The 24,430-nt window shown below is 71.9% G+C and carries 24 protein-coding genes and 1 pseudogene; 13 read left to right on the plus strand and 12 right to left on the minus strand.

What is annotated here, in order from left to right; translation table 11 throughout:
* Positions 1–31: 31 nt before the first annotated feature.
* The 5 genes and pseudogenes from CRP55_RS21685 to CRP55_RS21705 all read left to right on the plus strand — a co-directional run bounded on the left by CRP55_RS21685 (position 32) and on the right by CRP55_RS21705 (position 5,618).
* Positions 32–322, plus strand: coding sequence for a DUF6223 family protein (locus CRP55_RS21685; RefSeq protein WP_097321950.1), 291 nt, complete (start codon positions 32–34; stop codon positions 320–322).
* On the plus strand, positions 319–906 hold the full coding sequence (locus CRP55_RS21690; RefSeq protein WP_097321951.1) for a 3'-5' exonuclease family protein: 588 nt from the start codon (positions 319–321) through the stop codon (positions 904–906). The genes CRP55_RS21685 and CRP55_RS21690 overlap by 4 nt, the downstream gene beginning before the upstream one ends.
* Positions 907–1,009: 103 nt before the next feature.
* Positions 1,010–4,304: pseudogene (locus tag CRP55_RS21695) on the plus strand (ATP-binding cassette domain-containing protein).
* Between the two features lie 54 nt (positions 4,305–4,358).
* On the plus strand, positions 4,359–4,979 hold the full coding sequence (locus CRP55_RS21700; RefSeq protein ID WP_097321952.1) for a TetR/AcrR family transcriptional regulator: 621 nt from the start codon (positions 4,359–4,361) through the stop codon (positions 4,977–4,979).
* Between the two features lie 102 nt (positions 4,980–5,081).
* Positions 5,082–5,618 (plus strand): hypothetical protein, encoded by a 537-nt coding sequence (locus CRP55_RS21705; RefSeq protein ID WP_097321953.1) that lies wholly within the window; start codon positions 5,082–5,084, stop codon positions 5,616–5,618.
* Positions 5,619–5,638: 20 nt separating this feature from the next.
* Here CRP55_RS21705 and CRP55_RS21710 read toward each other — a convergent pair whose 3' ends face one another.
* On the minus strand, positions 5,639–6,535 hold the full coding sequence (locus CRP55_RS21710; RefSeq protein WP_097321954.1) for a S1C family serine protease: 897 nt from the start codon (positions 6,533–6,535) through the stop codon (positions 5,639–5,641).
* Positions 6,536–7,515: 980 nt separating this feature from the next.
* On the opposite strand from CRP55_RS21710, the gene CRP55_RS53175 reads away from it, so the two are divergent.
* The 3 genes from CRP55_RS53175 to CRP55_RS21725 all read left to right on the plus strand — a co-directional run bounded on the left by CRP55_RS53175 (position 7,516) and on the right by CRP55_RS21725 (position 8,835).
* A complete protein-coding gene (locus CRP55_RS53175; RefSeq protein WP_245923268.1) occupies positions 7,516–7,710 on the plus strand; it encodes a DUF732 domain-containing protein in 195 nt (64 codons plus the stop codon).
* 122 nt (positions 7,711–7,832) lie between these two features.
* Positions 7,833–8,114, plus strand: a complete 282-nt coding sequence (locus CRP55_RS21720; protein ID WP_097321956.1) for a peptidoglycan-binding protein — start codon at positions 7,833–7,835, stop codon at positions 8,112–8,114.
* A gap of 10 nt (positions 8,115–8,124) precedes the next feature.
* A complete protein-coding gene (locus CRP55_RS21725) occupies positions 8,125–8,835 on the plus strand; it encodes a TIGR03089 family protein (protein ID WP_097321957.1) in 711 nt (236 codons plus the stop codon).
* A 51-nt stretch (positions 8,836–8,886) separates the two neighbouring features.
* Here CRP55_RS21725 and paaE read toward each other — a convergent pair whose 3' ends face one another.
* Genes paaE through paaN form a run of 9 tightly spaced genes read right to left on the minus strand, consistent with a single transcriptional unit; the run spans position 8,887 to position 16,980 of the window.
* Positions 8,887–9,948, minus strand: coding sequence for a 1,2-phenylacetyl-CoA epoxidase subunit PaaE (gene paaE / locus CRP55_RS21730; RefSeq protein WP_097321958.1), 1,062 nt, complete (start codon positions 9,946–9,948; stop codon positions 8,887–8,889).
* A 12-nt stretch (positions 9,949–9,960) separates the two neighbouring features.
* Complete coding sequence (gene paaD, locus CRP55_RS21735) at positions 9,961–10,452, minus strand: 1,2-phenylacetyl-CoA epoxidase subunit PaaD (protein ID WP_097321959.1); 492 nt, start codon at positions 10,450–10,452, stop codon at positions 9,961–9,963.
* Positions 10,446–11,321, minus strand: a complete 876-nt coding sequence (paaC, locus tag CRP55_RS21740) for a 1,2-phenylacetyl-CoA epoxidase subunit PaaC (protein ID WP_097321960.1) — start codon at positions 11,319–11,321, stop codon at positions 10,446–10,448. The genes paaD and paaC overlap by 7 nt, the downstream gene beginning before the upstream one ends.
* Positions 11,322–11,328: 7 nt before the next feature.
* A complete protein-coding gene (paaB, locus tag CRP55_RS21745) occupies positions 11,329–11,622 on the minus strand; it encodes a 1,2-phenylacetyl-CoA epoxidase subunit PaaB (protein ID WP_097321961.1) in 294 nt (97 codons plus the stop codon).
* On the minus strand, positions 11,619–12,545 hold the full coding sequence (gene paaA, locus CRP55_RS21750; protein ID WP_097321962.1) for a 1,2-phenylacetyl-CoA epoxidase subunit PaaA: 927 nt from the start codon (positions 12,543–12,545) through the stop codon (positions 11,619–11,621). The genes paaB and paaA overlap by 4 nt, the downstream gene beginning before the upstream one ends.
* Positions 12,542–13,399, minus strand: coding sequence for a 3-hydroxyacyl-CoA dehydrogenase family protein (locus tag CRP55_RS21755; RefSeq protein ID WP_097321963.1), 858 nt, complete (start codon positions 13,397–13,399; stop codon positions 12,542–12,544). Before CRP55_RS21755 ends, paaA begins: the two co-directional genes overlap by 4 nt.
* Entirely contained in the window at positions 13,396–14,124 is a 729-nt protein-coding gene (locus CRP55_RS21760; protein ID WP_097321964.1) for an enoyl-CoA hydratase/isomerase family protein, read from the minus strand. Before CRP55_RS21760 ends, CRP55_RS21755 begins: the two co-directional genes overlap by 4 nt.
* Positions 14,121–15,293 (minus strand): thiolase family protein, encoded by a 1,173-nt coding sequence (locus CRP55_RS21765; RefSeq protein WP_097321965.1) that lies wholly within the window; start codon positions 15,291–15,293, stop codon positions 14,121–14,123. The genes CRP55_RS21760 and CRP55_RS21765 overlap by 4 nt, the downstream gene beginning before the upstream one ends.
* Entirely contained in the window at positions 15,286–16,980 is a 1,695-nt protein-coding gene (gene paaN, locus CRP55_RS21770; RefSeq protein ID WP_097321966.1) for a phenylacetic acid degradation protein PaaN, read from the minus strand. Before paaN ends, CRP55_RS21765 begins: the two co-directional genes overlap by 8 nt.
* Before the next feature lie 84 nt (positions 16,981–17,064).
* On the opposite strand from paaN, the gene CRP55_RS21775 reads away from it, so the two are divergent.
* Together CRP55_RS21775 and CRP55_RS21780 are read left to right on the plus strand one after the other, a co-directional pair.
* The gene (locus CRP55_RS21775) at positions 17,065–17,664 is read left to right on the plus strand and encodes a TetR/AcrR family transcriptional regulator (RefSeq protein ID WP_097321967.1); all 600 of its coding nucleotides are present in this window, start codon (positions 17,065–17,067) and stop codon (positions 17,662–17,664) included.
* Positions 17,665–17,683: 19 nt separating this feature from the next.
* Positions 17,684–18,889 carry a glycoside hydrolase family 3 N-terminal domain-containing protein gene (locus CRP55_RS21780; protein ID WP_097321968.1) on the plus strand — a complete coding sequence of 402 codons (1,206 nt, stop codon included), beginning with the start codon at positions 17,684–17,686 and terminating at the stop codon, positions 18,887–18,889.
* Here the strand turns inward: CRP55_RS21780 and CRP55_RS21785 are convergent.
* Positions 18,876–19,868: a LacI family DNA-binding transcriptional regulator gene (locus CRP55_RS21785; RefSeq protein WP_097321969.1), complete on the minus strand. Its 993-nt coding sequence runs from the start codon at positions 19,866–19,868 to the stop codon at positions 18,876–18,878. The two genes, CRP55_RS21780 and CRP55_RS21785, sit on opposite strands and share 14 nt — an antisense overlap.
* A 90-nt stretch (positions 19,869–19,958) precedes the next feature.
* Between CRP55_RS21785 and CRP55_RS21790 the strand changes: the two genes are divergently transcribed.
* The 3 genes from CRP55_RS21790 (at position 19,959) to CRP55_RS21800 (ending at position 23,363) form a co-directional block, all read left to right on the plus strand.
* Positions 19,959–21,128 (plus strand): Gfo/Idh/MocA family protein, encoded by a 1,170-nt coding sequence (locus tag CRP55_RS21790; RefSeq protein ID WP_097321970.1) that lies wholly within the window; start codon positions 19,959–19,961, stop codon positions 21,126–21,128.
* A 10-nt stretch (positions 21,129–21,138) separates the two neighbouring features.
* Entirely contained in the window at positions 21,139–22,140 is a 1,002-nt protein-coding gene (locus tag CRP55_RS21795) for a sugar phosphate isomerase/epimerase family protein (protein WP_097321971.1), read from the plus strand.
* Positions 22,141–22,880: 740 nt separating this feature from the next.
* Positions 22,881–23,363, plus strand: a complete 483-nt coding sequence (locus CRP55_RS21800; RefSeq protein ID WP_342751559.1) for an NUDIX hydrolase — start codon at positions 22,881–22,883, stop codon at positions 23,361–23,363.
* Between the two features lie 222 nt (positions 23,364–23,585).
* Here the strand turns inward: CRP55_RS21800 and CRP55_RS21805 are convergent, their stop codons facing one another.
* On the minus strand, positions 23,586–24,341 hold the full coding sequence (locus CRP55_RS21805; protein WP_245923270.1) for a GntR family transcriptional regulator: 756 nt from the start codon (positions 24,339–24,341) through the stop codon (positions 23,586–23,588).
* Positions 24,342–24,430 lie beyond the last annotated feature (89 nt).

A 24,430-nucleotide genomic window follows, 5' to 3' on the forward strand; every position in this document is an offset into this window, starting at 1 on the left:
CCTCCGCCGCACCCGGCGCCAGAATCGGGCCATGACTGCAGACCGCCTCATCGCCACCGTCGCCGCCCTGCTGGCCCTGGCCGGCGTGATCGCCGGAATCCGCGCCCTGACCCGCCCGGCCCGCCTGCTGCCCCTGTCCGCCGTGGCCGCCGGCCTCGCCGGCACCTTCACCGGCATCCTGGTCGTCGCCACCGCCGACGGCGGCCCCGGCACCGGCAACGGCGTGGTCGGTGGCTGGGCCGCCCTAGCCTTGGGCCCGATCGCCGCCGGCCTGGGCGGCGTGGCCCTGCTCCGCTCGCTTCGCTCCAAGGGGATCACTTGATCTACGTCGTCACCGACATCGAGGCCGACGGCCCGTGGCCCGGCCCCAACTCGATGCGCTCGTTCGCCTCCGTCGCCGTGACCGGCGACGGAGAGGAGCTGGGCGTCTTCGAGACCGTGCTGGAGCCCTTGCCCGGCTCGGCACCGAACCCCGACACGTACGCCTGGTTCCAGACCCATCCCGAGGCGTGGGCCGCCGCCACGGAGAACCCGAAACCACCGGCCGGCGAGATGACCCGCTTCGCCTCGTGGGTGAAGGCGCTGCCGGGCCCCTGCGTCTTCACGGCGTGCCCCATCGCCTTCGACGGCATGTGGATCGACTACTACCTGCGCCGCTTCACCCGCTACGGGGTCGTCCAGGGTCCGTACGAGAAGGATGTCCTGTTCGAGATCCGCCCCGGCCTGTGCCTGCGCACGTACACGGCAGCGGTCACCGGCCGCCCCATCACCGAGGTGGCCCCGCGCCACCTGCCCCCGGAGTGGCTCGGCGACATCGAACACACCCACCGGGCCATCGACGACGCCCGCGGCTACGCCCACCTGCTGGGCGTCCTGCTGCGCATGTCCGCTCGTCCGGCGGGGTGACACAGGCGATATATGGCGACGAGGTAATTCCGTTGAAGACCTCACGGTCGGCGACAAAGATGGGAAGACCCCCCGGTTCACCCCATCCCAAAAGGATTACGCAATGCGCCTGCTTCGCGACCTGTGGATCACCTCGAAAGGCCGCACAGGTCTCGTGGCGGTCCTCATCCTGCTCGGCGCGGCCGGGCAGGCGGGTGCTCTCGCGCTGGCCGGCGCCGTGCTCGTCGACCGGTCCATGCCTCTGTTCACCGTGCTCGCGGCGGCGCTCGTCGCCTCGGTGCTCAGCGATGTCTTCGTCGGGCTGGTCGCCTCGCGGCTGACCGCCGACTGGGCGGCCAAGGTGCGGCGCGGGCTCAACCGGGTCGCCTTCGGGCAGGATCTGCCGACCCTGGAGAACACGCCGGTCGGTGAGCTGCTCGACCGTATCGACTCCGACGTCTACGAGGTCGGCGCCCAACTGCGCGGCAGCGGCGTGCGGATCGCGCAGTCGGTGGCGGTGGCGGTCTTCTCGATCGTCACCGCGTTCTTCGTGTGGTGGCCGGCCGGCGTCGGCATGGTCCTGGTTTCGATCCTTTTGTACGTCACCATGAACAAGCCGATCCAGCGCATCTCCCCGCTGCGGATCTCCGAGGAGGAGTCCTGGTCCGACCTGGCCGCCGTGATGGAGGAGTCCATCCACGGTCAGGACGACGTCCGTACGAGCCTGGCCGCTCCTTATGTCCGCCGGCTGTACGCCCGGCGCGCGGCCGAGGTGCTGCGGCGCGGGCGCCTGGTCTGGCATTCCTCGGCCCGCATCACCATGGGCGCCGGCACGATCACCCGGTCGCTCATCGCGGCGCTGGTCGTGGTCGGTGCCTGGGCCCTGTTCACCGGCAACATCGACGGTGCCCGGCTGACCGCCGTCTGGCTGCTCGCGCTCGGCTTCGGCGGCACCCTCGAGCACGTCACCCGCATGGTGCCCGAGCTGCAGAACGCTCTGGGCGCCTGGAGCCGGGTGCAGCTGCTGCAGGACGTGCCGCAGGAGCCGACCGAGGGAGTTCCCCCGGTCGACGGCGATTTGGTGGTACGGGGTCTGACGTTCCGCTACGGCGAGTCCGACAGCGGGCGCCCGCCGGCCCTGCGCGACGTCAACCTGACCTTCGCCCGCGGCCGGTCGTACGCGCTGATCGGCCGCACCGGCTCCGGCAAGTCGACACTGGCCAAGGTGCTGACCCGGGCCGTCGACGTGCCGCGGGGCTCGGTCTTCCTGGGCGGGGCCGACCTCAACGACATGAACGTCGAGGGTCTGCGCCGCTGGACGGCGATCGTCCCGCAGCGCACCGAGATCCTGGCCGGCACGCTGGCCGAGAACATCGCGCTGTTCGACCCCGAGCTGCTGCCCAAGGCGGCCGGCGCGCTCGACGAGCTGGGTCTGAGCCCGTGGGTGGCCGGCCTGCCCGACGGCATCGACACCCGGCTCGGCGAGAACGGCTACAAGCTCTCGGCCGGCCAGGAGCAGCTGGTCGCGTTCGCCCGCATCCTCGTGCGCGACCCGCATGTGGTGATCCTCGACGAGGCGACCGCCCGGATGGACCCGGTCACCGAGTCGTGGGTCCAGCGGGCCACCGACCGCCTGCTCACCGGCCGCATCGGCGTGATCGTGGCGCACCGGCTGTCGTCGGTGCAGCGCTGCGACGAGGTGGTCGTGCTGGCCGACGGCGAGGTGCTCGAGTCGGGCCCGCTGCGCGAGTCGCAGCGGTTCGCCGAGCTGATGGCCAGCAGCAACCTGGCCGTTCCGGCCGCGGTGCCGGGCGGCGGCGGGGTGCTGCTCGAGGAGCACGACTGGGACACCGCGGCCCAGGTCGAGCTCGGCGCCGAGCTGCTGGCCAACAACCTTCCGCCGGTCGAGCCGCCGCCGCTGCCCGAGCCGCCCAAGGCGCACACGTTCCGCGAGATCGCGCGGCTGACGCTGAACGACAAGAGGTACGGGCTGGGCGCGGTCGCCTTGTTCGCGATCCTCGTGCTGCTCGGCCTGGACGGTGCGATCCTGCCGCTGCTCTGGTCGAACGTGGTCGACGGCATCGGCAACCCGCTCTACCCGGCGATCGGCATCGCGGCCGGCCTGCTGGTGGCCATCCCGACGCTGTACTACACGGGCGCCTGGTTCCCGGAGTGGTGGGTCCGGCAGATGCTGCGGATCAGCATGCGCCTGGTGCACGGCCAGATCGGCCCGCGCCGGGTCAGCAAGCACACCCCGGCCGAGGTGGTCGCGCAGGGCGGCGACACCGAGCGCGTGGTCATGCTGGCCGACAACCTGATCGATAACGCCACCAGCCTCGTCATGATCGTGGCGATGACGCTGGCGTCGCAGTCGTTCGTGCCGGCGCTGTTCTTCATCGGCACGATGGTCCTGTCCGGGCTGGCGGCCACGCTGTTCGGCCCGAGGCTGGAAAAGGCCGCCCGCCGTACGGTGGCCGCCCGCGCCGCCTTCGCGACGTCGCTGGTCTCGTCGCTGTCGGCCGCGCGCACGGTCAAGCTGGCCGGTGCCACCGAGCCGGTGCTGAACCACCTGGCCCGGCTCGACTTCACCCGCAGCGAGCTGCAGCGGCGCGAGATCGCCATCCAGGTGTGGGCCCGCTCCACCCCGTCGATCGCCAGCGGCCTGCTGCCGATCGCGGCCTGGGCCCTCTACCTGGCCGGTTCGCTCTCGTCGGCGGCGACCCTGATCGCGGTGGCGACGCTCGGCTCGGCCCGCTGGTTCGCCTGGACGACCGCCTCGCTGGTCTCGCAGTTCCCGTCGGCGCGGGTCTGGACCAAGCGGACGGTGGCCATGACCGGCGAGTCCGAGTACTCCAAGGACGTGCCCGGCGTCGACCTGTCGGCCGGCACCGCGCCCGCACCACACCGGCGAGCTGGTCTGGAACGGCGACCCGGTCGACGAGCCCGAGGTCTTTTTGAGGCCCAACCAGGTCGGGTACGTGGCGCAGCTGCCCCGCGTCCTGTCCGGCACCGTGGCCGACAACATCCAGCTGGGCCACGAGGTCGACGCGGCCGACGCCGTCTCCACCGCTCAGCTGGAACACGACCTGGCCGCGGCGGGCGGCGGCCTCGGCCTGCTGATCGGTCACAAGGGCACCCGGCTCTCCGGGGGTCAGCTGCAACGTCTGGCCCTGGCCCGCGCCCTGGCCCCGCGTACCGAGCTGCTGATCGCCGACGACGTCTCCTCGGCCCTGGACGTGACGACCGAGCTCGAGCTGTGGCGGGCCCTGCGCTCGCACGGCGTCACCGTGGTCGGCTCGACGTCGAAACGGGCCGCCCTGAGCCAGGCCGACCATGTCGTCGTCCTGATCGCCGGCAAGGTCGAGGACCAGGGCACCTGGCAGGAGCTGGAGGACCGCTGGGGTCACCTGGCGGGCTGAGCGTTGCGCGCCGCGCATCTTTGCGGGGCGCGCACCGCTGATTATCGTTGAGGTGTGGGACTCCGGGAACGCAAGAAGCAAGCCACCCGGACCGCGCTGAGCTGGGCCGCCATCCGCCTGATCGTCGAGCGCGGCTATGACGGTGTGCTCGTGGAAGACATCGCCACCGAGGCCGGCGTCTCGGCGCGCACCTTCAACAACTACTTCTCCAGCAAGGCCGAGGCCGTCGCCTCCCGTCACCTGGACCGCTGCCTCCAGGTCGCCGAGGCGCTGCGGGACCGGCCGGCCGGCGAGCCACTCTGGGAGGCGATCACCCAGGCCGTGCTGGCACAGTTCGAGCAGACCGCTCAGGTGACCGCGGCTCCACTTCCGCGCGACACCCAGGCCTGGGCCGCCGGGCTGCGCCTGATGACCGCCGTCCCGGCCATCAAGGCCGAGACGCTCCGGGCCTCGGCCGACGCCGAGACCGCGCTGGCCGCCGCGGTCGCCGCGCGCACCGGCACCGACCCCGAGGCCGACCTCTACCCGAAGCTGGTGGCCGCCGCCGTGATGGCCGCCAACACCGTGACCTTCAAACACTTCGTGGGCATCGGGGGCCGGCCGGCCGAACTGAGGGCCATGCTCATCGGCGCCCTGGACCAACTAGCCGCCGGATTACCCGAACCACCACGGTGATCCCCGTTATCGGCTCGTTATGAAATCCGAGAACCAGGACGGCCACGCGCGCATCACAACGAAAGACAGCACATTCCGAAAGCACCAGGAGAGCCGATTCCCATGCGCGCTTTCACCGCCATCCTCGCCCTCGCCGCCACCAGTCTCGCCCTCGCCGCCTGCGACAGCCCCGAGCACGTGGACGGCGTGGCCGCACCGGTGACCACAACCTCGCCGGCCGCCACCGCCAGCACCTCCGCCGTGCCCACTTCGTCGCCCACCGCCACGGCCACGACCGTCAAGCCGACGGCCACCGTCGACGCCGAGCCGACCGCCACGGCCAAAGCGTCGGCCACGGCTCCCCCGCGTGACACCAACCCCTGCCCCGTCTCGGCGGCCGTCCTCTACAAGGCGTTGCGCGCCGACAAGGACATGTCAGCGCGCACCAAGCCGACGGTCGCCCTGAAGGATGAAACCTGCTACCAGGGTTACGCGACGGCCATCACCATCGTCGAGGGGAAGAACGTCCAACCGGCCGGCGTGCTCTTCGAGTACGACACGGAAGCCCGCACCTGGCGCCCCCTCAACCTGGGCAGCGGCGGCTACTGCGAGGGCTACACATCGGCCGCCGTCTCCAAGCGCCTCGGCAACGGCTGCTGACCGGCGAACCTCCGGGGCGGTCAGCTGATCTGGCTCTCGAGCTGCTTGACGACGCTGGTGACGGTGTCGGCCGGGATGGCGAAGCCGACGCCGATGCTGCCGGTGGACGAGTCGCTGGCGGTCGCGATGGCCACGTTGATGCCGACGACGTGGCCGGACAGGTCGACCAGCGCGCCGCCCGAGTTGCCCTCGTTGATCGCGGCGTCGGTCTGCAGCAGCCCGGTGAGCTGCTCGGTGCCGGTGTTGATGCTGCGGTCGGTCGCGGAGACGATGCCGGAGGTCACCGTGTTCTCCAGGCCGAGCGGCGCCCCGAAGGCCAGCACGGTGTCACCCACGGCGAGGCTGTCGTCGGTGCCGAAGGTCGCCGGCGTCAGCCCGGTGAGCCCGCTCGCCTGCACCAGGGCCAGGTCGTGGGTGGTGTCGGTGGCCACGACGCTCGCGGGCACGGTGGTGCCGTTCGACAGCCGGACGCTGACGGTGCCCTCGGACGAGATGACGTGGTTGTTCGTCAGGATCAGCCCGGTCGAGGTGAGCACGACTCCCGAGCCGAGCGACGACTCCCGGGTGCCGTCGACCATGACGGTGACGATGCTCGGCTGCACCTGCTTGACGATCGCGGCCAGGTCCTGATCCTCGGTGACCGTGGTGCTGCTGGCGGTCGTCGCCGTGGCCGCGGCCGTCGAGTCGTGGTCGATCAGATAGCGCTCGGCGACCACGCCACCGGCCGTTCCCGCTCCCGCGACGAGCGCGATCAGCGCCGCGCCACCCGCGATCCGCCGCGGCCACCGGCTGCCACCGGACGAAGGCGCTGCGGGCGGCACGAACGGCGGCGGGGGCGTCACATCGTCGTACCGGCTGTAGTGGTCCCCGATCCCGGCCTGGTTCGGGTCGGTGGGCCGGTTCATCAGATCGGTCATGGCGGCGCCTCGCTTCGTTGGCTGATGCGACAACCTTGACCCCGCTTCTTGTTGCCCACCGGTGAGCCGTCTGTGGGTTCGCTGTACGCGGCGGGTCCCCCTTCCGGGTCCGGTTACCGCCCGTCAGTGGGCGCGGCGCCGGTCGTACGCCTCCAGCCCGCCTACGGTCGTCGGGTGCTTTTCGTCCCGGTTGCACCCATCTCGTCCCGCGAAGAAGGACCCGTGAAAGCCTCCCTCCGTCCCCCGGCCCCACCCGCGATGGGCCCGATCGACCCCACAAGAGCGGAACGCAAGCCCTTCGGCCCCACGATCACCCCGCCCCACCCCATGCCGACCTGGCCCCCGACGAGCCCCGCCCTCACCCACCGCCCGGCCCCCACCCGATGAGCCCCCGCACTCCCACCACCCCCAACGCCCACCCAACAAGCTTCCGCGCCCCCAACGCCCACCCGACGAGCCGCCGCTTGCCCAGCCCACCCAACGCCCACCCGACGAGCCGCCGCTTGCCCAGCCCACCCAACGCCCACCCGACGAGCCGCCGCGCCTCCGGCCCATCCGACGGCCACCCGGTGGGATCTCGCGCGCTCGCTTTTCCGGATGGCCACCAGATGAGCCGCCGCGCTTTCGGCCATCGCACCGGCCACCCGGTGAGCCGTCGGCTGCGTGGGTTCCTCGGCTTCGCCCGGAAGCGTCTCCGTGTCGGCGGTGTTCTCGCTGTTGTTCTCGCCGGTGCGCTCGGCGCCTGCTCCTCGCACAGCCCCGCGCCCGTGGCCGGCCCCACGACTGCGGCAGCCGGCGGCACGACTGCGGCGGGCGGCCCCACGACTGCGGCGGCGCCCGTCACCCCCGTACAGCAAACGGAAATCGAGCAACCGCAAGCCGCGGCGCCGAGCCCGAGCCCGACGTCGGCCGCGTCCCGGAAGAGCGACGCGGCCGGCGAAGCGCGGTCCCGAGGTGATGTGCGGGCGTTTGTGGCGGCCGTGCAGCGTGATCTTCCGGAGGTGGCGATCGACCGGCGGGACGAGGAGGTGGCGGCGTTCGGGGAGCAGGCGTGCCGGGGGCTGGCCGCGGGGAAGAAGGCGCCGGCGGTCGTGCGGGAGTTTCGGGCGCAGGGGGTGTCCGGTCCGCAGGCGAAGCGGCTGTTCGCGCTGGCCAGCAACACGATGTGCCCTTAGGGAGCAGCCGGGCATCGGCCGAAAGTCGCAGTCGGGCACAGCTTTGACCGACGCGGGTCCGATGTCGGGCACAGATGTCCGCCCGATGCTGGAGTCATCCCCACTTCAGCAGGAGGTACGAGATGTCCGCACGAGGAATGCTCAGCGTGGTCGGCACCGCGGTCGGCGGCCTGGTGGGCTGGACCGCGCCTCCGCCTCCGGCCGACCCGGCGGTCGTGCGCGAACTGCTGACCGACATCGGCCTGACCCCGGCCGACGGCGACGATCAGCTCACGATGGCGGTGCGGGTCTTCCAGGCCCGCACCGGCCTCGACCCGGACGGTGTGGCCGGTCCACGAACGGTGCACCTCCTCACGAGGTACGCCGCCGAGGCACGCGAGCTTCGCTTGGACCTGGCCGCCTAGGCTTCGGTGCATGACCGGGCACGATCAGCTGATCACGTACTACGACGACGCCACCGGAGAACGCACGGCGCTCACCGCGGCCGAGCTCGGCACCTGGGCCGCCGCCACCGCCGCCCTGCTCACCGGCGAGTGCGGCCACGGCCCGCGCAGCACCGCCGCCGTGCTGCTGCCGCCGCACTGGCAGACCGCCGCTGTCCTGCTCGGAGCCTGGTCGGCCGGCATAGCGGTCTCCTACCGGGACTGGGCGACCGCCGGCCTGTCCCCGGCCGGCGCCCCGCTGGACGTCACCTTCGTCCACCGCCGCCGTGTGGACAGCTGGCTCGACGAGGTCCCGATCGGAACCGACCAGTTCGTTCTGTCCCTCACCCCGTCCGGCTCTCCTTCCCCCGAGGCCCCTCGCGGCTACCGCGACTACGCCACCGCCGTCCATCCCCACTTGGGCGCCGCCCCGCCCTCGATCACCCCGCCGGCCGACGCCCCCGCGACCACCGACGGCACCACCTACGGCGCCTACGCCGCCGTAGCCGCCGAAATGGCCGCCCAGCGCGGCATCACGGCCGGCGACCGCGTCCTGATCAACGCCGCCACCCAGGAGCAGCCACTGACGTGGCTGCTGACCCCGATGGTCGCCGGAGCGTCGATAGTCCTCTGCGCCAACCTGGACCCGGCGAAGCTCTCCGCCCGCGTCAAGTCCGAGCGGATCACCCACTCCTTCCTCTAGCGCGCCATCAATCCCCTGACCGAATCGGATCACCGGATGATCGGCCGCCCCTCAGTCGTCGAAGGTGACGGTGACCTTCGGCGACGCGGGGACGGACTGGCAGGTCAGGACGAAGCCCGCGGCCAACTCGGCCGGCTCCAGGGCGAAGTTGCGCCGCATCGTCACGTCGCCTTCGACGACCCGGGCCCGGCACGTGCCACAGACGCCGCCCTTGCAGGCGAACGGCAGGTCGGGCCGGGATCGCTGCGCGCCCTCGAGCACGGTGTCGCCCGCACCGACCGTCACCGTCGTCGAGCGCCCGTCCAGCATCACCGTCACGTCGCTGCTGCCGGCTCCGCCCGTCGCGGCTTCCTCGCGCACGGGCTCCGGCGGCGCCTCGTCCACCCAGAACAGCTCGCGGTGGATCCGCTCCGGCGGCACCCCGGCCTCGCCGAGCACCTGGATCGCGTCGGTCACCATGCCGTACGGGCCGCACAGCCACCAGTGATCCACCGCCGCCACATCGAGCAACATCGGCAGCAGCGCGCGCAGCTTGTCCGCGTCGAGGCGCCCGCTGAGCAGGTCGACCTCGCGGGCCTCCCGGGACAGCAGATGCACGAGCTCGAGCCGCGACGGATGGCGGTCCTTCAGGTCGGCGAGCTCCTCGGCGAACATCACGGTGTCGGCCCGCCGGTTGCCGTAGAGCACGGCGACCTGGGCCTGCGGATGCCGCAGCAACGACGTGGCGATCGACAGCACCGGCGTGATCCCCGAGCCCGCCGCGATCATGACGTGCCGGCCGCCGGCCTCGACATCGGGGGTGAAGGTGCCGGACGGCGGCGCCACCTCGACCGCGTCGCCCACCTGCACCTGATGCACCAGCCACCCGGAGACGAGACCGCCCGGTACCTCGCGCACGCCGATCCGCGGTTTCTCACCGGCCGGGGCGCAGATCGAGTACGACCGGCGCTCGTCGCGCTCGTCGCCCGGCCGCCGCACGGTCAGCGACTGCCCGGGCCGGAACCGGTACGTCCCCGCGAGCTTCGCCGGGACGTCGAACGTCACGGCCACGGCGTCGTCGCAGAGCCGCTCGACCTGCGCGACCCGCAGCGGGTAGAACTCCCGAACCACCATCAGTCTCCCCCCTCAGATCGCTTTGACGTGCTCGAAGGGTTCGCGGCAGGCCGGGCACCGCCGCAGCTCGCGGCACGCGGTGGCGCTGAACGCGGTGATCTGCTCGGTGCGCGGCTGCCCGCAGCGAGGGCAGGCGACCCCGTCGTCGCGGACGCCCAGCGTCAACGGCACGGGTCCGGCCGGCCGGCGCGGCGCCGGGCCGGGCGGAACGATGCCGGCCTCGGCGAGCTTCGCCCGCCCCGACTCCGAGATCCAGTCGGTGGTCCAGGCCGGCGCCAGCACCGTGCGCACCTGGGCTTGCTCGAACCCGCCCCCACGCAACGCCGCGAGCAGATCGGCCCGGATCGCCTCCATGGCCGGGCACCCCGAGTACGTCGGCGTGATCGTGACGACCACCCCGTCGGCGCCCTCCTCGACGTCGCGGATGATGCCCAGCTCGGCCAAGGTCAGCATCGGCAGCTCGGGATCGGTGACCGTCGCGGCGATGTCGGCGGCGCTCACCAGACACCGCCCGGGGTCGCGCGTGCCAGCCCCTGCATCTCGGCGAGGATCTCGGTCAGCTCCGCACCGTGGTCACCGTCGCGGCCGGGCGACTGCTGCGGCGACGGCTGCGAGGGCGCCGTCAGCGTCGCCACGCGCAGGACCTGGGCGATGACGTCGTCGAACTCGGCCCGCAGGCCGGCGGGATCGACCGCCACGTCGAGCTCGGCCAGGCGCCGCTCGACCGGATGCGCCACGAACAACTCGCCGGACAGCGGCAACACCACGTCGATCGCCGCCTGCGTGCGGGCGTGGGACAGCTCGGTGCCGTCACCGAGGCGGACCACCCAGCCGGCCGCGTAGTCCCGGTGGTAGCTGACCTCCTTGACACCCTTGGCGGCGATCGCGGCCACCACGGGGTCACCGGTCGCGGCCAGCCGGTCGAACAGCGCGAGCCGCCACGTCGAGAACACCAGCAGCCGGGCCACCAGCTCCGCGAAGTCGGCGTCGGCCCGCTCGGCCAGCCGCACGTTGCGGAACTCGCCCGGGTCGCGCAGATAGGCGAGCTGGTCCTCGTCGCGCCCGGCGCCCTCGGCCTCGCCGGCCCGGGTGAGCAGCAGCCGGGCCTGCCCCAGCAGGTCGAGCCCGATGTTGGCCAGGGCCAGCTCGTCCTCGATCTCGGGCGCGCGGGTGACCCACTGCTGGAGCCGGTGGGACAGGATCAGTGCGTCGTCGCCGAGCATCAGGCAGTACGCGGCCAGATCACCGCGGTCGACCCCGTCGGGGAGGGCGGACGGCACGCCGGCGAGCGGGTCGGTGAAACCCGTCCCGTACGCCCAACGGGCGTCGTCGTCGTGGTCGGTGAGCGACTGGTAGGCGTCGTCGAAGGACATGGCGGCCTCAGATGTGCGGCACGGAGTCGGGGATGGAGTAGTACGTCGGGTGGCGGTACGCCTTGTCGCCGCTGGGCGCGAAGAACGCGTCCTTGTCGTCGGGCCCGGACGCCACCACGTCTTCGGAGCGCACCACCCAGATGCTGACGCCCTCGTTGCGCCGCGTGTAGAGGTCGCGCGCGTGGTGCAGCGCCATCGCGTGGTCGGCCGCCCGCAGCGATCCGACGTGCACGTGGTTGAGGCCCCGCTTGGCCCGCACGAACACCTCGAACAAGGGCCACTCGTGCCGGATCTCGCTCATGCCCGCACCTCCGTCCGCTTGGCCGCGTGCGCCGCGGCCGCCTCGCGCACCCAGGCGCCGTCCTCATCGGCCTGCCGCCGGCGCGCTATCCGCTCGGCGTTCATCGGCCCGTCCCCGGAGATCACCCGCTTGAGCTCCGACCAGTCGATCGCGCCGAAGTCGTAGTGCTCCCGCTCGGCGTTCCAGCGCAGGTCGGGGTCGGGCAGCGTGACGCCCAGCGCCTCGGCCTGCGGGACCGTCATGTCGACGAAGCGCTGCCGCAGCTCGTCGTTCGTGTGCCGCTTGATCTTCCAGGCCATCGACTGCGCGGTGTTGGGCGAGTCGGCGTCGGGCGGCCCGAACATCATCAGCGACGGCCACCACCAGCGGTCGACGGCGTCGCGCACCATCTCCCGCTGAGCCTCGGTGCCGCGCATCATCGTCATGAGCAGCTCGTAGCCCTGCCGCTGGTGGAAGGACTCCTCCTTGCAGATGCGGATCATCGCCCGCGCGTACGGCCCGTACGAGCTGCGGCACAGCGGCACCTGGTTGCAGATGGCCGCGCCGTCGACGAGCCAGCCGATCACGCCGACGTCGGCGAACGTGAGCGTCGGGTAGTTGAAGATGGACGAGTATTTCTGCCGGCCCTCGATCAGCCGCCGGGTCAGGTCGCCGCGGTCGGCGCCGAGCGTCTCGGCCGCCGAGTAGAGGTAGAGCCCGTGCCCGGCCTCGTCCTGCACCTTGGCCAGCAGGATCGCCTTACGGCGCAGCGACGGCGCGCGGGTGATCCAGGCACCCTCGGGCTGCATGCCGATGATCTCGGAGTGGGCGTGCTGGGCGATCTGCCGGATCATCGTCTTGCGGTAGCCGTCGGGCATCCAGTCGCGTGGCTCGATCCGCTGGTCCTTGTCGATGACCTCGGCGAAGGCCTGCTCCTCGCTCATGACACCTCCCACTTGAAGAAGCCCTGCCCGCTCTTGCGGCCGAGCTCACCGGCGGCGACCTTGTCGCGCAGCAGCCGCGGCGGCGCGAACCGCTCGCCCAGCTCGCGGCGCAGATGTTCGGCGATGGCCAGGCGCACATCGAGGCCGACCAGGTCGGTCGAGCGCAGCGGGCCCATCGGGTGGCGGTAGCCGAGCTCCATGGCGCGGTCGATCGAGGCCGCGTCGGCGACGCCCTCCTCGAGCATCCGGATCGCCTCGAGCCCGAGCAGCACGCCGAGCCGGCTGGTGGCGAAGCCCGGCGAGTCGCGGACCACCACCTCGGTCTTGCCGATCCCGGCCACCCAGGACCGGGTCGCGTCGCGCACGGCGTCGCTGGTGGACGGCCCGAGCACCACCTCGACAAGCTTGCTGCCCGGCACCGGGTTGAAGAAGTGCATGCCGAGGAACCGCTCGGGGCGGTCCAGCCCGTCGGCCAGCCCGGCGATGGACAGCGAGCTGGTGTTGCTGGCCAGCACCGCCTGGTCACCGACTGCCTTCTCGGCGGCGGCGAGCACGCGTACCTTCAGTGCGGCGTCCTCCGGGACGGCCTCGACGACCAATTCGGTGTCTCCGCCTAGGGCGGACACGTCATCGACGATCAGCAGTCGCTCCAGGACCGCGTCGGCCGGCTCGGTCAGCAAGCCCTTCTCCGAAGCACGCCGCAGGCCCGCGGCGACACGGTCACGAGCGGCCGCCGCGGCCGCCGGATCTCGCTCGACCAGCCGGACCATCGCCCCGGCGACGGCGAAGACCTGGGTGATCCCGGCGCCCATCCGGCCGCCGCCGACAACCCCGACGAATTTCGGGACGGTCATGAGCGGCCTCCCGCCAGGAAGGCGTCCATGCGCTCGGCCTTCTCCTCGGACTCGAAGAGGATGGCCTGGGCGAGCTCGTCGGTGAGTGGGTGGCCACCGCCGTCGGCGACGAGTTTCGTCAGCCGCAGCGCGAGCTGCCCGGAGCGGGCCATCCGGTCGAGCAGCGCGTGCGCCCGCTTGAGCAGGTCGCCGGCCGGGACCACCTCGGCGACCAGTCCGAACCGCAGCGCGTCGTCGGCGTCGAGCCGCCGCCCTGCGAGCAGCACCTGCTTGGCCACGGAGGCGCCGGCCAGCTCGCGCAGCCGCCAGCAGGCGCCGGCCGCGGCCAGGATGCCGAGACCCGGCTCGGGGTTGCCGAACACCGCCGACGGCGAGGCCAGCCGGATGTCGCACGCATACGCCAGCTCGGCGCCGCCACCGAGCGCGTAGCCGTCGACGGCGGCGACGGTCGGCAGCGGAAGCCGGGCGATCCGGTCGAAGAGCCGGCTGTTGATGCCCTGCAAGGCCTGCTCCCGGCCGCGCTGGCGCAGCTCGCCGATGTCGGCCCCGGCCGCGAAGGTGCCGCCCTCGCCGGTCAGCAACAGCAGGCGGGGGCGCTCCTCGAGCGCGGCGCAGACCTCGTGCAGCTCGCCGACCATGGCCGCGTTGATCGCGTTGCGCGCCTCGGGCCGCCGCAGCGTCACGACGACCCGGTCGTCCAGCTCTTCCACGACGATGGTGCTCATGGGCGCTCCAGGAGCATCGCGACGCCCTGGCCGACGCCGACGCAGAGGGTCGCCAGGCCGCGCCGGGCGCCCTCGCGCTCCATGCGGCCGAGCAGGGTCACGGTGATGCGGGCGCCCGAGCAGCCGAGCGGGTGGCCCAGCGCGATCGCGCCGCCGTCGGCGTTCACCCGCTCGTCGTCGAGCTTGAGCCGCCGGATCACGGCGAGCGACTGGACCGCGAACGCCTCGTTCAGCTCGACCGCGTCGAGGTCGCCGGCGCCCCAGCCGGCCCGGCCGAGCGCCTTCTCGGTGGCCGGCACCGGGCCGAGGCCCATGAGATGCGGCGCGACACCGGCGCTGGCCGAGGTGACGACGCGGGCGCGCGGCGTCAGGCCGTACCGCTCGACCGCCTCCCCGCTGGCCACGACGAGGGCCGCGGCCCCGTCGCTGAGCGGGGACGACGACGCGGCCGTGACCACGCCGTCGCCGCGGAAGACGGGACGCAGCTTGCCGAGCTTCTCCAGCGTGGAGCCGCGGCGCGGGATCTCGTCGGCCCGGACGTCGCCGACCGGGACGATCTCGCCGTCGAACCGGCCCGCGTCGATCGCGGCGATCGCCCGCTCGTGACTGCGCAGCGCGAACGCGTCGCTCTCGGCGCGGGTGATGCCGTCGAGGGCGGCGACCTCCTCGGCGGTCTCTCCCATGCTGAGGGTGGTCCGGTCGCGCTCCTGGAACACGGGGTTGGTGAAACGCCATCCCAGCGAGGTGTCGAAGACCTGGCCGGGGCGCGCCCACGGCGTTCCCGGTTTCTCCATGACCCAGGGAGCGCGGGTCATCGACTCGACGCCACCGGCCACGATCAGGTCGGCCTCACCGGCCCGGATCGTGTTCGCCGCCGAGACGATCGCGGTCAGGCCGCTCGCGCAGAGCCGGTTGACCGTGTAGCCCGGCACCGTGTCGGGCAGGCCCGCGAGCAGCGCCGCCATGCGGGCCACGTTGCGGTTGTCCTCGCCGGCCTGGTTGGCCGCGCCGAGCACCACCTCGTCGACCGCCTCGCCGGGCACCCCGGCCCGGCCGGCCGCCTCGCGCACGACCAGACCGGCGAGGTCGTCGGGGCGGACACCGGCGAGCGCACCGCCGTACTTGCCCTGCGGGGTGCGCACACCGCCGACGAGATAGACCTCAGGCATCGGTGGTCTCCGCGGCCGGAACGTGGTGGCGGGACTGGACCGTGAAGAAGCGGCCGCTGACGAAGTAGTCGTCGGACAGCGAAGCGGTCGCGGCCGGGTTGGCGCCGCTGCCGTGCAGGTCGCTGAACGCGGCCGTCTGGTTGACGAAGACGCCGCCGGTCAGGTTTTCCGCGAGGTGCACGCCCGCGTCGAGCGCCGCCTCGCGGGCCGCCGCGAGCACGTCGGGCGAGGTCGAGTGGACCATCGCCGTGAGCGCGCCGTGCGCCCGCACGGTCTCGGTGAAGATCTGCAGGCTGTGCGGCGTGGACTCGGTGGCGATGACGAACGACACCGGGCCGAACCACTCGCGGGTGTACGCCTTGTCGTCGGCTGCGTCGAGCCGCACCACCACGGGCGTGCGGATGGTCGCGCCGGGATGCTGCTCGTCGGCCACCTCGGCCGACGGGTGGATCACGCTGGCGGCGCCGCCGGCCTCGGTGAGCCGGGCCAGAACGCCGTCGTTGACGATCGCGCCGAGCGTGCCGGCGGCCCGGGCCGGGTCGCCCAGCAGCTTGTCGAGCGCGGCCGACAGGTCGGCTCCGAACTTCTCGACACTACGGTGGCCGGCGTCGGTCTCGATGCCGCCCTGCGGGACCAGGATGTTCTGCGGGGTGGTGCACATCTGGCCGCTGTAGAGCGACAGCGAGAAGGCCAGGTTGCGCAGCAGCCCCTTGTAGTCGGCGGTGGAGTCGACGATGACCGTGTTCAGGCCGGACTTCTCCGTGTAGACGACCGCCTGGCGCGCGTTCGCCTCGAGCCAGTTGCCGAACTCGCTGGAACCGGTGAAGTCGACGATGCGCACGTCGGGGTGGGTGGCCAGGGTGGCCGCGATGCCGTCGCCGGGCTCCTCGACCGCGAGCGTGACCAGGTCGGGGCTCAAGCCGGCCTCGGACAGCACCTCACGGCAGATCTGCACGGTGATGGCGAGCGGCAGGACGGCGCCCGGATGCGGCTTCACGATCACCGGGTTGCCGGTGACCAGGCTCGCGAACAGGCCGGGGTAGCTGTTCCAGGTGGGGAAGGTCGTGCAGCCGATGACCAGGCCGACGCCCCGGCCGACGGCCGTGCTGGTCTTGGCCAGCCGCAGCGGGTCGCCGCCGCGCTGGGGCTTGGCCCACTCGGAGGTGACCGGGATGCGGGTGCTCGCGGCCAGCGCGACGGCCACCGCCTCGAGGGCGCGGTCCTGCGCGTGCGGGCCACCGGCCTGGAACGCCATGACGAAGGCCTGGCCGGTGGTGTGCTGCACCGCGTGGGCCATCTCGAAGCTGCGCGCGTTGATCCGCTTGATGATCTCCACCGCGACGCCGGCGCGGCCCTGCGGGCCGACGGCACGCCACGCCGGGGTGGCGGCACGGGCGGCGGCGATCACCGCCAGTGGGTCGGCCTTCGGATAGCTGACGCCGAGCTCGACGCCGTAGGGTGAGCGCTCGGTGGAGACAGTGCCGTCGGCGCCGGGCACCTCGATCGGGAACGGCTTGCCGAGCAGGGCGCGGAAAGCGCGCTCGCCCTCGGGGGCGGCCTCGTCGCCGTACACGGATTTGCTGGGAGACTCGGGGAATGCGGACCAGTAGTCGCGCGCCGAAGCGGCGCGGATCGCTTGATCCAGCAGGTCGGAATGCGTCTCGTACAACTCGGTGGGGGTTGTCATCGTCGCTCCATTGCGTTCGGCTGTGCTCATATTTACCGACCGAACGGCCGGTAATCAACCCCCGGGAGAAAGGATGGCACTGACATGATCCCACCTGCGGCCCCACGACGGCGCGGACGTCCCGGTCATGACCAGGATGCCGTGCTCGCCGCCGCGGTGCGGCTGTTCAACGAGCGCGGCTACGACGCCACCAGCATGTTCGACATCGCCGAGTCGCTGGGCATCACGAAATCCAGCGTCTACCACCACATCAGCGGCAAGGAGCAGCTGCTCCAGATGGCGATGGACCGGGCGCTCGACGGCCTGTTCGAGGCCGCGGACGAGGTGCGCGCACTCGACGTGCCCGCGCCCGAGCGGCTGGAACGCCTGGTGCGGCGCAGCGTGCTGGTGCTGGCCGAGCGCTTCGAATACGTGACCGTTCTTCTTCGGGTGCGCGGCAACACCGAGGCCGAGCAGCACGCGCTGTCCCGCCGCCGCGACTTCGACACGATCGTCACCGATCTGGTCAAACAAGCACAGGCCGAGGGCGGCGTACGGCCGGACATCGACCCGGCGACCGTCGCGCGCCTGATCCTGGGCATGGTCAACTCGCTCACCGAGTGGTACCGGCCGCGCACGGGAGGCGCCGAGGCCATCGCCGACGCGCTGACCCGGATCGCCTTCGAAGGTCTGCGTACCGAATAAGGCGCTAGCCTGGGCGCCGATGAGACACAGCTGGCAGAGCCGGGCCGCCGTCGCGGTCACGGCGATCTTCGCCTTGACCGCCTGCGGCACGGACGCGCCGCCGGTCGCGGCGCCCTCCACAGAGCCTTCGCCAACGCTATCGACAGCGCCATCGACAGCGCCGCCGACCACGCCGCCGTCCTCCGCTCCCCCGAAGGACTGCGTCACGCGTACGCTGGACGGTCTCGACCTCGCCGGGCGCGCGGGTCAACTGCTCATGGTCGGCGTGCCGGTCGACACCCCCACGGGCTACGCCAGCGCCGTACGGCAATATCGTCTCGGCGGTGTGTTCCTGCGCGGCCGCAGCACGCACGCGGCCTCCGAGCTGGGTGGTGACATAGCGACCCTGCAGTCGAAGGCGACCCTGCCGATGCTGATCGCCCTCGATCAGGAGGGCGGCAGCGTGCAGACGCTCAAGGGGCCGGACTTCCCGATCCTGCCGTCGGCCGAGCGTCTCGGCGCCGGCCCGATCGCCACGCTGCGCACCACCACGCAGGACAGCGCGCGCCGGCTCTCCGGCATCGGTGTCAACCTCAATCTCGCTCCGGTCGCCGACACCGTGCCCGCCGACATCGGCAAGGCAAACCCGCCTATCGGCGCCTTCAAGCGGCAGTACGGGTCGAATCCCGCCAAGGTTGCCACGGCCATCAGGACGGTCGTGCCCGCCTCACAGGACGCCGGCGTCTTCACCACCCTCAAGCACTTCCCCGGGCTCGGGCGCGTGCGGGCCAACACCGACACGTCGACCAACGCGGTCGACAACGTCGCGACGGCCGACGATCCGTACCTCCAGCCCTTCGCCGCCGGCATCGGCGCGGGCTCGGCCGCCGTCATGATCTCGTCGGCTTCTTACCCGAAGCTCGACAAGGACAACATCGCGGCCTACTCCAAGCCGATCGTCACCGGCCTGCTCCGCGGGAAACTGGGTTTCCAGGGCCTCGTCATCTCCGATGACCTCGGCGCCGCGGTGGCGGCCAGCACGCTTCCTCCGGCAGAGCGGGCCGTACGCTTCGTGGCCGCCGGCGGCGACATGGTGCTCACGATCATCCCGTCGCACGCGAAGCCGATGTCGGCCGCGCTGATCGAGCGGGCCGAAAAAGATCAGGCTTTCCGTGTACGGGTGGACGACGCGGCCCGCCACGTGCTGCAGACCAAGGAGCGGGCCGGCCTGCTCAAGTGCGGCTGACCGGCGCCGAGGTGCTGCCGCGCACGACCAGGTGGGGCACCAGGACGAACTCGGAACGCTGAGCACGGCCGCCGTCGAGACGGGAGACGGCGGCCCGTACGGCGTTGCGCGCCTGACCCGCGGCGTCCTGGTTGACCGAGGTCAGATCGATGTGCGCGAGACGGGCCAGCGTGCTGTCGTCGTAGCCGACCACGGAGACCTCGCCGGGCACGTCGACGCCCGCGCGGAGGAAGGCGTCCATGACGCCCACGGCGAGCCGGTCGTTGGAGGCCATGACGGCGGTCGGCCGGTCGGTCAGGAGCTCCTTCCCCGCCCGTACACCTCCCTCTTCCGTGTGGTCACCCCGCAGGACCCGCGCGGAGAGCCCGGCCCGGCGCATCGCCCGGCGATAGCCGCGGCGCCGGGCCTGAGCGACGGCGCCGGACCCACCGTCGACGAAGGCGATGCGCGAGTGTCCGAGACCGATCAGATGATCGAGGGCCGCGTCGACGCCAACATCGTCGGCCGAGCGCACCACGTCGACCTGGGCGTCGCGCTCCATACGGCCGACCACGACGCACGGCACCTGCTCGGCGAGCTTGTCCAGTGAGGACGAGTCCGCGTCCGGCCCGAGCAGGATCAGCGCCTCGCAGCGGAAGTCGAGCAGGGTCTCGATCGCGCCGTCCTCGTCGCGGTTGCGGGTCAGCGTGGACAGGACCACCTCATAACCCGAACGGTCGGCCTCGACGTGCAGCTCCTCGACGAGCTCGGCGTGGAACGGGTTGCGCACGTCGAGCATGACGCCGAGCAGGTGACGCCGGCGGCGGGCCAGCAGGCTGGCCGTGCGGTCGGCGCGATAACCCAGCTCGGCCGCGGCGGCGAGGACCCGCTCACGGGTCTCGGCGCTCGGGCCTGGCGCGCCCCGCAACACCAGGGACACCGAGGCGGGCGAGACCCCGACGCGGGCCGCCACGTCCGACAGGCGCGGTCGCTGATCCACTTCTTTACTCCCGGTAGCAGCCTTGACACCGATCGAGATCAACGTCGATAGTACAGGAGTTCTTTTAAAGCGCTTTAAGCGAGGTCCCCCATGACGCAATCGCCCATCGGCGTGGCGGTGATTGGGGCCGGCATGGTCGGCCGCGCGCACGCCAGCGCCTATCGCAACGCCGCCACCGTCTTCGGTCTCGACCTGCCCGCGCCCCGGCTGGTCGCCATCGCCGACCTGCACGAGCCGTTCGCCGTCGACGCCGCCCGGCGCTACGGCTACGAGCGCGCCGAGACCGACTGGCGCGCGGTCGTCGACGCCCCCGACGTCGACGCGGTCAGCGTCGCCGTGGCCAACAGCCTGCATCGCGAGGTCGTCGAGGCGGCCCTCGCCGCCGGCAAACACGTCCTCTGCGAAAAGCCGCTGGCCCCGAGCGTCCACGCCGGCGAGGCGATGGCCGCGGCCGCCGCGGCGGCGCCGGGTCAGGTGGGCGCGGTCGGCTTCACGTTCCGCCGCTCCCCCGCGCTCAACGCCGTCAGGAGAGAGGTCGAGGGCCGGCTCGGCCCGGTGCGCCACTTCGTCGGCAACTACTGGTGCGACTACGGCTTCGACCCGGGCCGGCCGATGAGCTGGCGCTATCAGGGCGGTCCCGGTTCCGGCGTGCTCGCCGACATCGGCAGCCACCTGACCGACCTGGCCGAGTTCTTCTGCGGCCCGACCGCCGGGGTGCAGGGCACGACGATGGCCACCCTGGTCAAGCAGCGGCCCCGGCCCCTCGGCGTCGCGGTCGGCCACGCCGGTGGGGTCGAGGTCAGCGACGAGCTCGTCCCGGTGGAGAACGAAGACGTCTGCACCTTCACCACGGCGTACGAGAATGGCGCGGTCGGCACGTTCTCGCTGTCGCGGGTCGCGTTCGGCCATGCCAACTCGCTGCGCGTCGACCTGTTCTGCGAGAACGGATCCGCCTCGTTCGAGATGACCCGGCCGGCCGAGTTCAGCATCATCGACGGCAGCGCCGAGACCTCGATCAACGGCGCCCGTACGGTCTTCGTCGGCCCCTGGCATCCGTACGTGTCACAGGGCCTGCCCATGGACTTCCCCACCGTCGGGCACGGGCAGAACGACTTCTTCGTCTACCAGGCCCGCGCCTTCCTCGACCAGATCGCCGGCATCGAGGGCCTTCCACCCTGCCCCGACCTGGCTCACGGCCTGCACAACCTGCGCGTCCTCGAGGCGGTCGTGTCGGCCGCCGACAAACCCGTCCAGCTCTGAGGAGTCCCCCATGCGACTCGGCGCCTACACCGCGTGCCTGCACGACCGTTCCCTCGACGAGACCCTGAAGATCCTCGGCGAGCTGGGCCTGACCAGCGCCGAGATCAACACCGGCGGCTTCATCGGCGCGCCGCACATCCCCATCGACGACCTGCTGGGCAGCGCCGGCGCCCGGGAGGACTACCTGGGCCGCTACCGGCAGGCGGGCATCACGCTGACCGGCCTGAACGTCAACGGCAACCCGCTCAACCCCGACCCCCGGGTCGGCCCGAAGCACGCGGCCGACCTGCGCCGCACGATCGACCTGGCCGCCAAGCTGGGCGTGAAACGCGTGGTGACCATGTCGGGCCTGCCCGGCGGCGAGCCTGGCGCCACGGTGGCCAACTGGGTGGTCAACCCGTGGGACAGCCAATACCTCGACATCGTCGACTACCAGTGGCGCGAGGTGGCGATCCCGTTCTGGCGCGACATCCAGGCCCGCGCGGCCGACGCCGACGTCAAGGTGTGCATCGAGATGCACCCGCACAACCTGGTCTTCAACCCGCCCACCCTGATGCGCCTGGTCGAGCAGACCAACGCCACCCACGTCGGCGCCGAGATGGACCCGAGTCACCTGTTCTGGCAGGGCATCGACCCGGTCGCCGCCGTCCGCCACCTGGGCGACCTGGTCTTCCACGCGGCCGCGAAAGACACCCGCATCAACGGCGACAACGTCAAGCTCTACGGCGTCCTCGACGACCGCTTCACCCGCACCCCCGCCGACCGGAACCCGCTGAACCTGGGCGGCGCCAACACTCTGAACCAGTGGCCCGAAAGCCCATCCTGGCAGTTCGTAGCCGTGGGCCGAGGCCACGGCGACGACTTCTGGGTGCCGTTCCTCCAGGCCCTGCACGAGGTCGACCCCGACATAGCCGTCAACATCGAACACGAGGACACCGAGTTGGACCAGATAGAGGGCCTGCGCCAGGCCGCCGAAAACCTCCTGGCCGCCGCCCAAAAGGCCGGCGTCTAACCCCTCCCATCCCTCCCCAGACCTCCCGCGCCGCCCCAGCCCACGCCAACCCCAGCCAGACCGGCGCCGGATCACGTCACCACCCCTCAGCCACGCCGTGCCGCAAGACATCACCCGCCCCCAATGCACACGACCCGACGCCACACCCCCACCACGCGGCAACACCTCTCACCGCACGGCGCAACGCCACATCACAACCCTCACCAAGCGACATCCCCACCGCACAATGTGGCGCGGCGCCACATAATCACCCTCGATATGCGGCGCGGCACCGCTTCTACTCGTCACTACGTGGGGGCAGCTGCGCCAGACGCCACCCGCGCCGCACCGCGCGGCGTGGACCGGGCCGGGGCAGGGGCGGGCAAGGGCGGGGCAGCTGGCCGGGGCGGGGCGGGCCAGGGCGGAGCGGCCATGGCGGAGCGGCCAGGGTCGGTCGGAGCGGCGCGGCGGAGGCCAGGGCGGGCCGGAGCGGTGCGGCGGAGCGCAGGGCCGGAGACGGGGCGGTTGCTGAGCACAGGGCGGAGCGGGCCACATCAAACCCTCACCACTTGGCGCGGGGCGCCGCCGCATCGCCACGATCGCCTCGAGGCGCGGCTGGATGTCGGGTCGCCGCCTTCACTGCGCGGTGCGGGGCGAGGCATGTCGGTGGCGCCGCGCGGCGTGGCGCTGTTGGTGGGGCGGGTTGGCTGGATCTTGGGCGGTAGGGTGGGTTCGTGCCTGTTCCTCCCTATGTAGTGCGCATGCGGGCGCACGTTGGCCATGAGCTGCTGTTTCTGCCCAGCGCCAGCGGCGTTGTGGTCGACGATGACGGGCGGGTGTTGCTGGCTCGGCGGGTCGACAACGGGCGGTGGTCGGTGCCGGCCGGGACCATTGATCCGGGTGAGCAGCCTGCCGAGGCGGCGCTGCGGGAGGTCTTTGAGGAGACCGGGGTTCGGGCGGAGATCGTGCGGGTCGCGGGGGTGGCCACGCATCCGGTGGTCTACCCGAACGGGGATCGGTGCGAGTTCCTGAACGTGTGGTTCCTGTGCCGGGCGCTGTCGGTCGAGGCCAGTGTCGCCGATGATGAGTCGCTTGAGGTGGGCTGGTTCGCGCCGGAAGGGCTGCCTGAGCTCGACGACTGGTCGAAGCTGCGCATCGAGGCTGCGCTGTCGGGTGACACCGCGGCCTGGCATGCCGTTCCGGGCGAGAAGCATCCGGCTCTGAACCAGCCTGACGCGCTCTGACCGCCCCGAGGCGCGACCCGGCCGCTGCGCGAGCTGGCTGCGGTGCGACCTGGCCGCGGCGCGGCGCGAGCTGACTGCGGTGCGGCGCGAGCTGGCCGCGGTGTGGCGCGAGAAGACCGCGGTGTGGCGCGAGAAGGCCGCGGTGTGGCGCGAGAAGGCTGCGGTGTGGCGCGAGATGGCTGCGGTGTGGCGAAGAGGCGTGCGGTGGTCTGGTTGGGCTGCCTAACCGGCGGAGAGGTTCAGTTCGAAGCTGTAGCGGCTGGCCCGGTAGACGTGGCTGCCGTATTCGAGGGCGCGGCCGCCCGCGTCCCAAGCCGTGCGGGTCATGGTCAGCAGCGAGGCGCCGCGTTTCTCGTCGAGGGTGCGGGCCTCGGCGGCTGTCGCCGAGCGGGCGCCGATCACCTGGGTGGCGATGCGTGGGGTGAGGCCGGAACGGCGCAGCAGCTCGTAGAGGCCGTGTGCGGCCAAGTCGTCCCGGGTCAAGCGGAGCACGTCGACCGGGATGGCGTTGTGCATCAAGGCCAAAGGCTCGCCGCCGGCGTAACGCAGCCGTTCGATCCAGGTGACCTCGGTGCCGGGGGCCACCTCCAGTGCGGCGGCGATCGGGTCGGGGGCCGGCATGGTGCGCAACTCGAGCACCTCGGTGCGGGGGGAACGGTCGCCGGCCACCAGGTCGTCGTACAGGCTGGAAAGCTCGACCGGGCGGCGGACCTTCGGGTGCACCACCTGGGTGCCGACGCCGCGTTTGCGTACCAGCATGCCGCGCTCGACCAGATATTGGATGGCGCGGCGCGTCGTCGGGCGGGAGACGCCGAGACGCTCGGCCAGGTCCACCTCGTTCTCGATGCGGGCGCCGACGCCGATCTCACCTTTCTCGATCAGCTCCTGCAAACGGGTCGCCACCTGGAAATACAGGGGCACCGGGCTGGTGCGGTCCACCTCGACCGGTCGAAACGGCGGCGACAGGTCCGATGTCACTGCTCCCCCTCGAATCATCAGTTTGTCATGACAAAGTATTGACGTAGACCGCTCCAAGCTATTACATCGAAGGCAGCAAACCTAGCGTC

Origin of the sequence: Paractinoplanes atraurantiacus, assembly GCF_900215205.1 — a bacterium.
GTDB lineage: Bacteria > Actinomycetota > Actinomycetes > Mycobacteriales > Micromonosporaceae > Actinoplanes > Actinoplanes atraurantiacus.